This window comes from Faecalibacillus sp. TM498, assembly GCF_020589955.1.
GTDB lineage: Bacteria > Bacillota_I > Bacilli_A > Erysipelotrichales > Coprobacillaceae > Faecalibacillus > Faecalibacillus intestinalis.
This window is the reverse complement of sequence record NZ_JAJDKB010000032.1, coordinates 17259-32196: the sequence shown is the minus strand read 5'-3', so window position 1 is coordinate 32196 and position 14938 is coordinate 17259. Positions and strand designations below refer to the sequence as shown.

At 29.5% G+C, this 14938-nt stretch carries 19 protein-coding genes; 2 read left to right on the top strand and 17 right to left on the bottom strand.

Translation table 11 applies throughout. The features are described 5' to 3' along the window. Window positions 1–135 precede the first annotated feature (135 nt). From LJD32_RS10215 to LJD32_RS10195, 4 genes are all read right to left on the bottom strand, one after another. The gene (locus tag LJD32_RS10215; protein WP_227392335.1) at window positions 136–651 is read right to left on the bottom strand and encodes a hypothetical protein; all 516 of its coding nucleotides are present in this window, start codon (window positions 649–651) and stop codon (window positions 136–138) included. A 248-nt stretch (window positions 652–899) separates the two neighbouring features. Further along, entirely contained in the window at window positions 900–2327 is a 1428-nt protein-coding gene (glgA, locus tag LJD32_RS10205) for a glycogen synthase GlgA (RefSeq protein ID WP_032090779.1), read from the bottom strand. Then, window positions 2327–3439, bottom strand: coding sequence for a glucose-1-phosphate adenylyltransferase subunit GlgD (glgD, locus tag LJD32_RS10200; RefSeq protein ID WP_032090780.1), 1113 nt, complete (start codon window positions 3437–3439; stop codon window positions 2327–2329). The genes glgA and glgD overlap by 1 nt, the downstream gene beginning before the upstream one ends. A gap of 15 nt (window positions 3440–3454) precedes the next feature. Next, a complete protein-coding gene (locus tag LJD32_RS10195; protein WP_117826327.1) occupies window positions 3455–4582 on the bottom strand; it encodes a glucose-1-phosphate adenylyltransferase in 1128 nt (375 codons plus the stop codon). Window positions 4583–4772: 190 nt separating this feature from the next. Here LJD32_RS10195 and LJD32_RS10190 point away from each other — a divergent pair, with 190 nt between their 5' ends. Both LJD32_RS10190 and LJD32_RS10185 read left to right on the top strand, forming a co-directional pair. After that, window positions 4773–5192, top strand: coding sequence for a cell wall hydrolase (locus LJD32_RS10190; RefSeq protein WP_032090782.1), 420 nt, complete (start codon window positions 4773–4775; stop codon window positions 5190–5192). Window positions 5193–5201: 9 nt separating this feature from the next. Further along, window positions 5202–5537: a spore coat protein GerQ gene (locus tag LJD32_RS10185; RefSeq protein ID WP_022002639.1), complete on the top strand. Its 336-nt coding sequence runs from the start codon at window positions 5202–5204 to the stop codon at window positions 5535–5537. Window positions 5538–5541: 4 nt separating this feature from the next. Here LJD32_RS10185 and LJD32_RS10180 read toward each other — a convergent pair whose 3' ends face one another. The 13 genes from LJD32_RS10180 to LJD32_RS10120 form a co-directional block, all read right to left on the bottom strand. Next, entirely contained in the window at window positions 5542–6690 is a 1149-nt protein-coding gene (locus LJD32_RS10180) for a bifunctional folylpolyglutamate synthase/dihydrofolate synthase (protein WP_227360113.1), read from the bottom strand. Further along, window positions 6683–7342 carry a uracil-DNA glycosylase gene (locus LJD32_RS10175; RefSeq protein ID WP_175301517.1) on the bottom strand — a complete coding sequence of 220 codons (660 nt, stop codon included), beginning with the start codon at window positions 7340–7342 and terminating at the stop codon, window positions 6683–6685. The genes LJD32_RS10180 and LJD32_RS10175 overlap by 8 nt, the downstream gene beginning before the upstream one ends. After that, complete coding sequence (locus LJD32_RS10170) at window positions 7335–8162, bottom strand: HAD family hydrolase (RefSeq protein ID WP_227392334.1); 828 nt, start codon at window positions 8160–8162, stop codon at window positions 7335–7337. Before LJD32_RS10170 ends, LJD32_RS10175 begins: the two co-directional genes overlap by 8 nt. 2 nt (window positions 8163–8164) lie before the next feature. Then, the gene (locus LJD32_RS10165; protein WP_032090786.1) at window positions 8165–8920 is read right to left on the bottom strand and encodes an alpha/beta hydrolase; all 756 of its coding nucleotides are present in this window, start codon (window positions 8918–8920) and stop codon (window positions 8165–8167) included. A gap of 36 nt (window positions 8921–8956) precedes the next feature. Further along, window positions 8957–9250: an FtsB family cell division protein gene (locus tag LJD32_RS10160; protein WP_032090787.1), complete on the bottom strand. Its 294-nt coding sequence runs from the start codon at window positions 9248–9250 to the stop codon at window positions 8957–8959. Further along, window positions 9247–9633, bottom strand: coding sequence for a spore cortex biosynthesis protein YabQ (yabQ, locus tag LJD32_RS10155; RefSeq protein WP_227392333.1), 387 nt, complete (start codon window positions 9631–9633; stop codon window positions 9247–9249). Before yabQ ends, LJD32_RS10160 begins: the two co-directional genes overlap by 4 nt. Then, window positions 9633–9926, bottom strand: a complete 294-nt coding sequence (gene yabP / locus LJD32_RS10150; protein ID WP_022002646.1) for a sporulation protein YabP — start codon at window positions 9924–9926, stop codon at window positions 9633–9635. The genes yabQ and yabP overlap by 1 nt, the downstream gene beginning before the upstream one ends. 51 nt (window positions 9927–9977) lie before the next feature. Next, window positions 9978–10244 (bottom strand): RNA-binding S4 domain-containing protein, encoded by a 267-nt coding sequence (locus LJD32_RS10145; protein WP_022002647.1) that lies wholly within the window; start codon window positions 10242–10244, stop codon window positions 9978–9980. A gap of 1 nt (window position 10245) precedes the next feature. Next, window positions 10246–11886, bottom strand: a complete 1641-nt coding sequence (locus LJD32_RS10140; RefSeq protein WP_227392332.1) for a putative manganese-dependent inorganic diphosphatase — start codon at window positions 11884–11886, stop codon at window positions 10246–10248. 12 nt (window positions 11887–11898) lie between these two features. Continuing rightward, window positions 11899–12561, bottom strand: a complete 663-nt coding sequence (locus tag LJD32_RS10135; protein WP_032090790.1) for a transcriptional regulator — start codon at window positions 12559–12561, stop codon at window positions 11899–11901. Window positions 12562–12689: 128 nt separating this feature from the next. After that, the gene (locus tag LJD32_RS10130) at window positions 12690–13706 is read right to left on the bottom strand and encodes an alpha-hydroxy-acid oxidizing protein (RefSeq protein WP_032090791.1); all 1017 of its coding nucleotides are present in this window, start codon (window positions 13704–13706) and stop codon (window positions 12690–12692) included. A 114-nt stretch (window positions 13707–13820) separates the two neighbouring features. Continuing rightward, entirely contained in the window at window positions 13821–14144 is a 324-nt protein-coding gene (locus LJD32_RS10125; RefSeq protein ID WP_227392331.1) for a hypothetical protein, read from the bottom strand. Between the two features lie 29 nt (window positions 14145–14173). Next, window positions 14174–14935, bottom strand: coding sequence for an ABC transporter ATP-binding protein (locus LJD32_RS10120; RefSeq protein WP_032090795.1), 762 nt, complete (start codon window positions 14933–14935; stop codon window positions 14174–14176). Window positions 14936–14938 lie beyond the last annotated feature (3 nt).

Genomic DNA, 14938 nt, shown 5'->3' with positions numbered 1-14938 from the left:
ACCTAATATTCTTATAAAATCTGCTTTCTGAAAGAGTAAATTCTACTTTTATTTTTCATTTTTTTAAAGTGGAATTTAACTTTTCACTTTAGCACCATTTTGTTCTTAAAGAAAAAATGCCAGTTTAAACTGACATTAATTGCTTTTATTTCTTATATCATTCCAAAAACCAGGAACATTATCAGAAGCATTAGATACACCTTTAATATAAGCACAATACAATTGTACTTTAACATCTTGTTTGGTAGAATCCTTTACACCTTTCATACGATTATAGTTAATGCCATTTTCAGCCTTTGTATACATTGCACGCCCCGCTTCTTCTTTAGTTTTTGCTTCTCCGCTTTTAGACCATAAGTATTTATGAGACCATATTTTACCATCATAAAACCATGGCCTACTATCTTTTGTTTCTTGATAGATAGCACAGTAAACATGATACATTTTTTCTTCATCTGCACTTCCTTTATAAGAAGTATGCCCCGCTCCAAAAATCAATATATATGGATTTTTTTCCAATCCTGCTTTTGATTTTAAATCAGCAGCCTGTTCTTTAGTTAATTTTTTATTTCCATTTTTAGAGCCATTATCATTACCAAATTCACCATCAGTCCCATAAGTTCTAATCAAAGTTGTTTGTGATGCAATCAATGCATCTCTTACTTTATATAATTGTTCAGATTCTTTTGCTTGTTCAACATATCCTAATACTGATGGAACTGCAATAGCTGCAAGTATAGCAAGTATAACAAGTACAACAATAATTTCTACTAATATAAAACCTTTTTGTTTCCTTTTTTATTCATGTCAACAACTCCCTTATATTTCATATAATGCCCTTATTATCAATACTTTTAAAGATAATAAAAGAAGTATCACCAAGTGATACTCCTCTATTTTTAAAGTAATGACGCAAATAAACGAATGTATTGTTCTGCACTTGCATCCCAATCTAATTTTTCAGCCATTGCACGTTGCACTATTGCATCCCATGCATCTGGATAATCATAGAAAGTATGCAATGCATAATCAATTGTATCCATCATCTCATGTGCATTATAGTTAGAAAAACTGAATCCTGTACCAGTTTGTTCAAATTCATTATATGGTTGAACACTGTCAGCTAAACCACCTGTTTCTCTAACAATAGGAATTGTTCCATATTTTAATGACATCATTTGTGACAAACCACAAGGTTCAAATAATGATGGCATTAAGAACATATCACATCCTGCATAAATACGATTTGACAATACAAAGTCATATTTACATTGGAATGATACTTTATCTTGATGAGCCCATGCTGCACCTTTTAAAGCATCTTCATACATATGATCTCCTGAACCTAAGATAATAATTTGAACTCTTCTTTGGCACATCGCTTCAAATTGATTAATAATCAAATCTAATCCTTTTTGTTCAGTCAATCTTGTTACGATACCGATTAAAGCAACTTTTGGATCTTCTGGTAATCCAACTTGTCTTTGCAATGCTAATTTATTTTCCAACTTACCATTTTTAACTGAACGAGCTGAATATTTTTTAACGATTGTTTGATCTTTACTTGGATTGATAACATCATAATCAACACCATTTAAAATACCATATAAATCATGTTTTCTCATTTCAAGAATAGATTGTAATCCTTCACCATATTGATCAGTTAAAATTTCTTTAGCGTAAGTCGGAGACACTGTCGTAATAACATCACTGTAGAAAATTGCCGCTTTCATCATATTTAAACATCCATCATTACGACAGTTCCCGTTATAATATAAATAACTATCTAACGCAAAGTATTCTTCCAATAATTTTGGATCAGCTTTTCCTTGGAACAAAATATTATGAATTGTGAATACAATTTTAATATTTTGATAATAATCATAATAACAATATCTTTCTTTATAAAGCATTGCAATCATTGCTGTTTGCCAATCATTTAATTGTAAAACATCAGGTTTAATATTTAAATGACTAATTAATTCTAGAACCGCAAAATCAAAGAATGCAAATCTTTCATAATCATCATCATAACCATATAATCCTGGTCTACCAAAATATTGTTCATTATCAATGAAATAGAAAGTTACACCATCTACTTCAGCTTTAAATATACCACAATAGCGTTTTCTCCATCCCATATAGATATCAAAATTTGTTACATATTCAATTTGATCAACAAATTTCATATCTTGATATTTAGGAATAACAACAATACTTTCAACATCTTTTTTTGCTGTTTCTTTTGGTAATGAACCAATAACGTCAGCTAAACCACCCGATTTGATAAAAGGAGTCGCTTCACTGGCAACATACATAACTCTCATTAAACACGGTCTCCTTCTTTAATATAAAGTGGACTTGTTTCTGTTCCTTTTAATTCTAATTTCTTTTCAACTTTTGCACGTTTGTCAATAATTACGTTTTCTAATACTGCTCCAGGAGCAATCTTAGATCCAGAGAAGATAACACAGTTTTTAATAACTGCACCTTTTCCAATTGTAACTTCACGTCCAAGAATACTATTTTCAACAGTTCCATCAATTACTGCACCATTAGCTACGAACGATTTTTTAACATTAGCGTTTTCTAAATATTTTGTTGGAGGTGTGTCGTTTGTATTTGTATAAATTGGCCAATTTGATTTAAATACACGTGATGAAATATCAATATCTAACATTTCCAATGAATATTTGAAGTATGCTTCTGTAGAATCTAAGCATCTAGCATATCCTTTATATTCATAAGTATGAATTTGTTTTTCATCACATAAATATCCTAGAATATCTTTTAAATCATAGAAAGCAGAAATCTTATGTGCCTTTTTCATGATTTCTAATAATTCTTTTCTATTGATTACATAAGTTTCTAATGAAATATTTTGTCTTTTTCTTGTACCTTTGTTAATTGTTTTACCAGTTAATAAACCATCTTTATCTATTTCTAAAACATCACAACCAACCCAAGCAACATCTGCATCTTTTGCTTTACGATAAGTCATTGTGATTGATGCTCCTGATTTTTCATGAGCTGTAATCACATCATTATAATCCATTGTTGTAACGATATGAGCAGGTGCAATCACAACATAATCTGCATTACTTGTTTCTAAGAAATGAATATTTTCAACTAAGTTGTTAATATCATGATTGTATTTAGGATCGTTAGCGTATTTTTCATTATAAAGTAATGAAACACCACCAGCTTTTTGGTTAAAGTTCCAAGAATTACCATTTCCTAAATGTTTAAATAAAGAACGTGGTTTCTTTTGAATCATAACCCCAATTGCATCTATTTTAGAATTTGACATATTTGATAAAACAAAGTCAATAATTCCATAACGACCAAGGAAGCTTACAGAGGCCACTGGTCTTCTTTCTGTTAATCCCGTAAATTCTATATCTGAATGTAAGTTTACTAAACCAATAACTTTTGCCATCTTTACTTCCCCCTCTTATCTACTATTATCGCTCACTAATTCAACTTCTTTAGCTTCTGAATTAATGACAGTTCCAGCTTTAACAACTACATTTTCATCAATAATGGCTTTATAGATTTCTGCCCCTTCTTCTACAAGAACACCAGGCATCAATACAGAGTCAACAACTTTTGCGCCTTCTCCAACATTGACATTATTGAATAAAACAGATCCTTCAACAGTTCCGTTAACCATACATCCTTGAGTAACAAGAGAGTTTTTAACTTCTGCTTTTTCACCGATAATTTGAGGTTTTCCTAAAGTGTCTTCAGTATAGATTTTCCAATCTTTTTTGATATTATATAAATCTAAATCTTTATCTTTAAGTAAATCCATGTTAGCTTCCCATAAACTATCTACAGTACCAACATCTTTCCAATATCCATCAAATTCCCAAGCATAAAGCTTTTTATTATCATTTAACATTGCTGGAATGATATTCATACCAAAATCATGTTTACTATCTTTATCTTTTGCATCAGCTACTAGATATTTACGTAATTGTTTATAAGTAAAGATATAAATACCCATAGATGCAAGAGTTGATTTTGGGTGTTCTGGTTTTTCTTCGAATTCATAAATAGTTCCATCTTCATGAGCATTCATAATACCAAAACGACTCGCTTCTTTAAGTGATACATTTAATACTGCAATTGTAGCATCTGCACCACGTTGTTTATGAGCTTCTAACATTTGATCGTATTCCATTTTATAAATATGATCTCCTGATAAAATCAAAACATATTCTGGATCATAACGATCTAAGAAATCTAAGTTTTGATAAATGGCATCTGCAGTACCTGCATACCAAGTGGCTCCTACTTCGTCTCTTTCACGTGCTGGTAAAATAGCAGCCAAAGAATTAGCTCCATCTAATCCCCATTTAGTTCCAGCTCCAACATAAGTTCCAAGTAAAACTGATTCATATTGTGTAAGTACACCTACGATATCAATACCCGAATTTGCGCAGTTACTTAGTGGAAAGTCGATGATACGATATTTCCCCCCAAAGTGAACTGCCGGTTTTGCGACTTTTGCTGTAAGTTCTTTTAAACGTGTTCCACGCCCTCCAGCTAAAATCATAGCGACAATTTCTTTTCCCATTTTTAACTCCTCCTATACAAAATGTAAGCGCTTTAATCTACATCTTTATCTTATCATATTTCACTTTATAATTCACGGAATTATTTAAGTTTTTTAAGCAATAATAGATCAAATACTTAGGGTAATATTATTGTACTCCTTTTTTGACATAAATTTAAAGGATAATCATAAATTATTTTGAGGTGAAAACATGGCTCGAATTTCATATACCGAAAAAGAAGTCGAATTATTAGCGAGATTGATAAAATCTGAAGCTTTAGGAGAGGGCGAAGAAGGCATGCTCCTTGTAGGAAATGTCATTGTCAATCGTGTTGTCGCAAATTGTGACATTTTTAGAAATGTCAGAACTATTAGTGAAGTTGTCTATCAGACAAATCAATTTGCTGGAGTAGGACAACCGCTATTTAATGAACCTGTGAGTCAAAATGAAAAAGACATTGCCTTAAGATGTATTAATGGCTATCGAAATGAACCCGCCACGAACGCCTTATGGTTTAAAAATCCTGGCACAAATGTTGATTGTCCAGAAACGTTTTATGGAAGACTATCTGGAAAATATAAAAAACATTGTTTTTATAACCCAGGGTTAAAAGATAATTGTGACTTATAGGAGGTCTCTATGGATTATTTTGATGATTTAAACCCTTACTTAGTAAAAGAAGATGATAATGAAAATCTTACCAGGCAACAAACTGTTCCCCCTACTCAACCCGTAGAACAAACATACGTTGAAAATATTTTACGTGTTAACGTTGGTAAAAAAGGAACATTCTATTTTAGTTATACCGGTTCTAAAACATGGAATGATAAGATTTATACAGGAACATTGCAACAAGCTGGTAGAGATCATTTTATTATCGTAACTGATACTGGTAAAACAGTAATGTTATTACTTGTTTATTTATTATGGGCAGAATTTGATGAGCCTTTAGATTATCAATATAAAGTAAAATAAGTGCTTACGCACTTATTACATATTTTCGTACTGTTGATACAAAATGTAATGATCCTGTTACAACAATATTTTGATGTTTAGCCTTCATTATTTCAATAGCTTTTTGATAGGGAATGTGTCCCCCTTGACTTCTTTCATCATCAAAATCAGCAATCACAACATCAAATTCTTTCAACATATCTAACATCTTTTGACAATCTTTATCCATCAAAGCACTAAAAACAATTCCAACATCTTCTAACTTTCTTTCTTTGATTGTTTGAATCAATGCCTCTATTCCACTGATATTATGAGCACCATCTAAATAAAGATGTCCAAATTGTTCAAAACGACAAGGCCATTTAAAATCATCGATCACCGCTTGAATATCTTCATCATTTAAATCACATAGATAATCAACAACATTTAAAGCAAGCGTTAAATTACTTACTTGATATGTTGGTAAATGTAATACATATTTTTTTTGATGAAAATGTAGATGATAAGGATACTGATATTGTTTTTCTACTTGTAAAGGATAAAAAGTACTTTGATGTTTTGTACAATAATCTTTAAAATAACTTAATATTTCTTTATTTTGTTCAGTTGTAAATAAAGGGACCCCTTCTTTAACAATACCTACTTTATGACTGGCTATTTCTAACAAAGTATCTCCTAACATAAATTGATGATCATAACCAATATTACTAATAACAGCTACCTGACTTTGAATGACATTTGTCTTATCATTCAAACCACCAATCCCACATTCAATCACATGATAATCTAAATCTAATTCATGAAAATAATTAAGCATGATTATTGTGTCTATTTCAAACATCGAAAGATGTTCTTTTTCTATTATTGGATATAAATCATTGACTAATCGTAACAACTCTTCATCAGAAATAGGTTTTCCATCTACCGAAATTCTTTCATTATGTTTAATAATATAAGGTGATGTAAACGTTCCTACATGATAGCCTTGTTTTACTAGTAAATCTTTAATAAAAGTCACTGTTGAGCCTTTTCCATTTGTTCCTGCTACATGAATAACATTTTTTAAATCAACAGGTAGATGATACCTTTTTATAATTTCTTGAAACTCTTTAAAAGAACGTTTCATTCTTTGTGATTCAATAAAATTCAAAGCTTCATCAATTGTTTTAAACATTGGGAATACTCCAATCAATAGGTGTCATTCCATTTTTAATTAAAAACTCATTTGTTTTAGAAAATGGTCTTGAACCAAAGAAACCTCTATATGCTGAAAGTGGTGAAGGATGCACACTTGTAAGTACTAAATGTCTAGAATCAATGTATTTTTTCTTTTCGATTGCGTTCTTTCCCCAAAGAATAAAAACGAGTGGTTTTTCTCTTTCATTTAAATAACGTACAATATTCAATGTAAAAGTTTCCCAACCTAATCCCTTGTGAGAATTTGCTTTTCCTCTTTCAACAGTCAAAACATTATTAAGTAACAAAACACCTTGTTTAGCCCAATAAGTTAAATCACCATGGTTAGGAATAGGAAGTCCTAAATCATCATGAATTTCTTTATAAATATTCACAAGACTTGGTGGTATACGCACATCTTTGGTAACTGAAAAGGCAAGTCCATTGGCTTGATGAGGTTCATGATAAGGATCTTGTCCTAAAATAACAACCTTTACATCATCAAAGTCACATAAATTAAGGGCTCTAAAGATTTGTTTTTTAGGTGGATAAATCGTTTTGGTTTCATATTCTTTTTCAATAACTTGATGTAGTTTTTGATAATATTCTTTTTGTGATTCTATTTCAACAATGGTCTTAAATCTATTCATGATTTTCTCCTAATACAAATTTTTCAATAACTTCTTTAACAGCCCCTTCATCATAATCTTTTTGTGTCACATATTGAGCAAGTTCTTTAATATCATCACTTGCACAAGCCACTGCACAACCAAGTTTAGCTGTTTTAATCATTTCTACATCATTATAATTATCTCCAATACCAATCGTTTCATCCATATCATATCCTAGATAATTTACTAACCAACGCATCCCATAACCTTTATCAACACCTTTGGTATTCATTTCTAAATAACGTCCACTAGAAAATGCAATACTACATGTTTCTTGAATACTTTCAGGTAATTTTTTAGCAAGTTGTTTTAAATAATCCATGTCTCTTTTTTCATATAGAATCTTTGCAATTTTTTCATCCTTTAGAAAATCAATATCATAATCTTCGATTACTTTAAATTTTGCTTTTTGTGCAATTTTTCTTTGAATTTCATCTTCATCTGCATGAAAAATATAACAACAATCTAAAGTAAAAATTAAAACACAAACATCTAAATTTCTTGCATTTTCAAATATTTCCTTTGCTTGTTTAAAATCTAATCCTTTAAAATGAAGAACTTTATTATCTTTATTTTCAACAATAAGACCTCCATTAAAACAAAGTGAATATTCTCCTGCTTTATCATATGTACCTATTTCTTTTAAAATATCTGGAATCATATTAAAAGCTCTTCCTGTACAAGGAACAAACTTTAAACCTTGTTCTCTTGCTTTTAAAATAGCTTCTTGATTCATTTTTGGTACATGATGATTTACTAATAAAGTTTCATCTAAATCTGAAAACATTAAACGATACATACTTATTCTCCTTTATAAAACATCTTTAAAAAAAGTGGCACTCTTTGTGACCAATCATATTCACTATGTCTTCCCTCTGGAAAGAAATGATATTGAAAATGATCAATTTTTTCTTCAATACATTCCTTTAAATGAAGATTACTTGGAATATATCTTTCATCTTCTTCTTGACCACCAACGTCCATATACAACATATTATGACTTATTGAACTAACTTTCAATAACTTTACAAACTCTTCTTCATAAATCCAAAAAGCTGTTGAAAGAATAGCACATTTTTTAAAAATCGTTGGATATTTTAAAAAAGCATAAAATGAAATCAAAGCTCCCATTGAACTTCCTACAATACCATAATCATCTATTTTAGTAGGGAAGTTTTGATCTAGATAAGGTTTTAATTGCGTTGTCAAAAAAGTAACATAAGCATTTCCTTCTCCTCCTACGAGTCTATGAGTATCATATTCTCTTGAAAATTCTTGATTCATGACCCAAGGACCATATTCATCTTCTCTTTTTAAAGGTTCAAAATTACAGTAGATAGCTACTAAAATCACATCTAATTTCAGCTCCCGTACACTTTCTAAAAATCCCCAACTTTTTCCTATATAAGATTGTTCATCAAAAAAAGCATTTTGACCATCATTGATTATTAACACAGGATATCTTTTTTTAGCTGATTGATAATCATCAGGTACATAAATATCAATATGTCTTTTTCTTTTCAATGAACGAATATACATTTCTTCTTTAATAATCATAAAAAATCTCCTAAAACAAAAATAAGCAATCTCTGCTTATTTTTCTTGATCTATATCTGGTAAGATGACAACTTGTTCCCCATCTTTTGTGAAAACATAGTTTTCTCTTGCATAACGTGTCACATAATCATCATCATTTAAAAGACTTACTTCATTTTGTAAATCTTTCTTTTCTTTTTTTACTATTGCGACTTCTTTTTCGAGTTTGTCAATTTCTGCTGTTCTTGAAAAAACAGACATGGCTTGAGATAATAAGATGTATATTAAAAAGCATCCAATAAAAAGATAAGCCATTGGTTTATACACTTTTTTTAGTCTTTTTTTTGTCATCTTTTCACCCTCTTTTTTATAGCCCCTATTATACCATCAAACTTCAAAAAAACAAAGCGCACAGGTTTAAATAGTCGTGTTAATTTTTGGTTTATTTTAACGATCATAATATACATTTTTTCATGCATCAAATTTTGATAAACAACATATCCCGCCAAAACACTCACTAAAAAATACGCTCTTAAAATACCTTCATTGATTTTTAATAAGCCTATAAAATAGATTGCAGCAAAAATAATACCAAAACAACATTGCATAATAAAATAAATAAATTTGATTTTAATTTTGATGAGATGACTATAAATAAAATGATATACAAAGGTAAAGATAATCCCGTATACAAAAGAATACCCTATTCCTTGTATTTGTGTAATTAAATCCATTATTTCAATAATTTATTTAAAACACTATCTTTACTCTTTGTTGTTCTTTTATTCGATAAGTAAGAAATCGCATCAATATTTCCTTTAATACTGACCTCTTTTTTCTCTTGATCAAAACGCACAAGTGCTAAATCGCTACCTTTAATATTTAAATATCCTAAAGATGTTTCAATTAAAAATTCTAAAGAATCAAAACTTTCAATTTTTTTAATACCTGTAAGTTCCAATGTCTTACGATCTTTTAAATACACATGATGATAAGGTGTTTGTTCAAAATGTATTTGATTATCCATAATATCCCTCCTCTACATCATATGAAAAAAGAGAATGTTCATGACATTCTCTTATTCATTTACTTCTTTTCTTTTTTCATCAACAATATCATAAAGCATTGTACTTTCATCTTTTAAAACATGTTCCTTAAGAAGTTTAACTTTAACCGTTAATATCGTTCTTCCAAATTCAATTTCAATCAAATCTCCAACATTTAACTTTGTTGAAGGTTTAGCTACTTTACCATTGACTTTAACACGTTCACTTTGAGAAATTTCTTTGGATAAAGTACGTCTTTTAATAATTCTAGATACCTTTAAAAATTTATCTAATCTCATCTTATTCACTCATAACAGCAGTAATTGCTGGAACTACTTGTTTTTTACGAGAAATAACACCAGCTAATGTTCCTTGACATTCTGTTAATTGAACATTAAATGCTTTTTCTACTAATTCAGGACGTGGTCCACCAACAAAGATTTCACTGTTAGCGTTGATAATATCTGTAAGTAATAATAATGTGAATTCTAAATTATTATCTTCCGCAAATTTATTCATATAATCTAACATATCTTTTTTGTATGGTAAGAATCCTTCAACATCCATTGAGTTTACTTGTGCAACCCCTACTTGTAAGTTATCAAAATTGAATTTTTTGAAGTCTTGGTTAAAGATTTCATCTACAGTTTTACCAACTAAAGATGTTCCTGCTTTAAACATTTCCATTGCAAATTCTTGAATATCAACACCTGCAATTTCAGCTAGTTTCTTAGCAATCTTAGTATCAACTGGTGTACAAGTTGGTGATTTGAATAATAATGTATCAGAAACAACCGCACCTAATAATAAACCAGCAATATGGCTTGGCATTTCAACATCTAATTCATCAAACATTTTAGTTACAATTGTAGCTGTTGAACCTAATGGTTCTCCTCTAAATAATAATGGTCCTACTGTTTGAATATCAGCTACTCTATGGTGATCGACGATTTCTAAAATATCAGCTTCTTCAATACCAGGGATAGATTGACCTCTTTCATTGTGGTCTACTAAAATAACTTTTTTTCTTAATCCTTTTAATAAAGCAAAACGAGAAATACTTCCTACACAACGATTATTTAAATCAATAACTGGATATCCACGATATCTTGTTTCAGACATAACTTCTTTCATATAATCTAAAGTATCATCTGTAGAGAAAGTTTTAATATCTCCTTTGATCATGACATATTCAACAGGAATTGCTTGAACAATTTGTTGAGATGTTTGATAAGTATTAAATGGTGTAGAAATAATTGAAATTCCTTGTTCTTCACATTTTTTTACAACATTTTCATCAGCAGTTAAAGAACCAGTTAATACAATTAAAGATGGTTTAACTGAAATAAGTTCTTCTAAATCATCACTTCTATCTCCACCTACAATCACAACATCATTTTCATGAATACGTTTTTTAGCTTCACTACCTGACATTGCTGCAATGTGAATATCACCTTCAACAACTTTTAAAGATTCATTTAAATAAATCACATTAGCTTCTAATGTATCAATAACATTTTCAACAGGAGTTTTAGCTTTCTTTAAAACTTCACTATCCCATTGATCCATGTATCCTTCAATAATATTAGATGTAGATAAAAGCCCTAATAATTGACCATGTTCATCTAAAATAGGAGCAGATTTTAAATTTTGTTGTTTTAATAAAAACCATGCAGTTTTTAAAGTTAAATCTTTAGAAAAAACAGTTACTTTATCATAATTTAAATCTTCTACCTTTTGTTTAACAGTTTTAAGTAAAACAGGATGTTCTACTCCAAAACGTTTTAAAACATATTCAGTTTCTCTATTAATTTCTCCTAAACGTACAGGAACTGCATTATATTTATTTGTTGCATTTAATAAATAACTATAAGCAATTGCTGAACAAATACTATCTGTATCTGGATTTCTATGTCCACTTACATAAACTAAATCACTCATTCATTTTCTCCTTTAAACATTTTTCTTTAAATAACGATATACAGTTGGTTCAGATACCGCTAATTTTTCAGCCACTAATACAATAGCACCTTTTACCTTAAATGTCCCTTTTTCTTGTAAATATTTTACAACCTTGATCTTTTCATCAACATTTAATCTTTCAGCTAAGAAATAACTTGGGAATCCCATCTTTTCTAAACATTCTTTAATATACATATCAATCATTTCATCTAATGGTGATGATAAGATTTCAACTGGGTTATCCATTTTAAATTCGATATCTTTTTCTTCTTTAATTCCCAAAATCTTTTTAATTGTAGAAGTTAAATATTCTAAATCAGAAATATTAACATTAATACATAACATACCAACTGGCATTTCACGGCCTTCTTCTTTAATAAAATAAGTTGCCGCTCTCATTAATTTACCATCATTTCCTACTGTTTTATAGTTCATAACATAATCATGATTTAAATATTGTTTTTCTTCTAGATAATGTAATGATAAATTTGATAACTTCGCACCAACTTCTCTTCCTGAAATTGGATTATTTGAAATAGCTACGATTTCTTGATCTTTAGATGTTAAATCATGTAAAGCTATTTCACAATTGTCACCTAATGCAGCACTTAAAAAATAAACTAACTTTGCATAAGGCTCTAAACTTTTGTACATACTTTTTTCTTCCTCATTTCCTTATTATTATGATAATAATTCATATCTATATATTATCACGATAATAATTCATAAACAACAATTATTATTATAATAAAAAAGAAGTCTATAGTTTTTCACAAAGACTTCTATTTATAAATATTCTTTTTAGAAATTTCTTTTAAAGAAGAAACACCTGTCATCATCATCGTATTTTCTAATTCTTGACCTAATTGTTGGACATATGCTTCTACACCTTGTTCACCATTACCATAAATCATATTAACAAATGGTCTTGCTATAATGACTGCATCCGCCCCTAAAGCAAGGGCTTTAAAAACATCTAAACCACTACGAATACCACCATCAACAATAATTTTAACTTGTCCTTTAAATTGATCAGCAATTTCTTCTAAAACAGAAGCTGTTGCAGGAGTCCCATCTAAAACTCTTCCTCCATGATTGGAAACAACAATCCCTTGAGCACCTGCATTAATCGCTTTTTGCGCTCCTTCAACTGACATAATTCCTTTAACAATAAAAGGAACTTTAGCATAATCAATGATTTTTTTTAGTTCAGCAACACTTTTTCTACCTGCTGGAGGTATTCTTCCTTGTAAAAAAGGAAGTCCGGCAGCATCAACATCCATTGCTATCGCAAAAGCCTTTGAAGCTTTTGCCAACTCTAATTTTTTAAAACATGTTTCTTTATCCCAAGGTTTAATCGTTGGAACACCAATGCCATTATTTTCTTTAATATAATGTGTTGCATGCACCATGATTTCTTCATTTAAACCATCCCCTGTAAAAGCAGCAATCCCACTTTTTGCACAAGCACGTACATAAATTTCATTAAACGTATTATCATTATATAAATCACTATAATGTTGACTTACTGCTCCTACTGGTCCAGCAAAAATAGGATACTTAAATGTTTTTCCAAACATTTCAAAAGTTGTATCAATTTCTTTATTTTCAGCAAGAGTATCCATTTTAACTTCTATCTTTTGCCAAGCCTCATAATTTTTAATAGCTACTGTTCCTGTTCCTTTAGAGCCTGGTCCAGGTATTTTATTCGAACAAGCTTTTCCATTACATACTGGACATGACTTACAATAAGGTCCAATAACACTTCTACTTTTTTCTCTTATTTCATTAACATTCATTTTCCTTCATCCTTTATTATTCATTCTCCAAAAGCTTACACCTGTCCTTTAATAAAAATCAAGTTTTTCATAAAAAAACTTGTTTGTATAAATTATACAAACAAGTAATCCTTTCTATGAAGGTACATACAATTCCGGATCTCCATTAATCACTTCAAAATCATCTTTTTCTAAAGCTAGTTCTTGAATAATCGTTCCTTCTAACTCTTCTTTTGTTTGTAAACAAAAACCTCTAAATGCTTTTTTAGAATAATAACTCCAGTTTGCTAGTTGGTTAAGAGATTCATTATTTCTAATATCTGTATATTTTTCTTCCTTAAAGATAACAATCAAATCATATCTTTTTTCTTCATGTTTCTTTTCTTCATTTTTATTCATATAAAAATAAAGACCTACAATAATAACAGCAATGATAAAAATATAAATATTAAAACCCATATAAATCATCTCCTTTTATTTATTATATCTTAGTCCAACATCTTTTGCATTTCTTTTGAATTAATGCTTACAATTTCTTTAAAATATTCTTGTTGAGTCTTATCTCCTTTAAATAATTCTTTTTCAATTTTACCATCTTTTAAATAAAGAAGTCTTGAAGAATAAGAAGCAATCAATGGATCATGGCTTACCATAATGATCGTAATATGATTTTCATTCATCTTTTTAAAGATAGATAATATTTCATGTGAATTTTGACTATCTAAGTTTCCTGTTGGTTCATCTGCAATAATGATTTTAGGATTTCCAATTAATGCTCTTGCAATAGCGACTCTTTGTTGTTGTCCACCAGAACATTCATGAGGATATTTATTGAGTAGTGATTCAATATCTAATTCTTTTGTAATTTGATGGACTTTTTCATCAATAACTTTTTTATCTTCGCCAATGAGTTTTAAAGGAATCATAATATTTTCATAGATTGTTAAGGAATTTAATAAATTATAATTTTGAAAAACAAAACCTAAATATTGATATCTAAATTTTCCTAATTGATTTTCAGACATTTGTTTCACTTCTTGATTTAAAATATACAAACTCCCATTAGTAGGAATATCTATTGTTGAAATATTATTTACTAAAGTAGATTTACCGGAACCTGACGGTCCCATAACAACAATAAACTCTCCTGTTTTAATTTCTAAATCTATATTTTCTAAAGCTGTAAATGGTTGTTTACTTCCCATACCATAAATCTTTGTCATATTTTTTGCTTGTAAAACTGTTTCCATAGT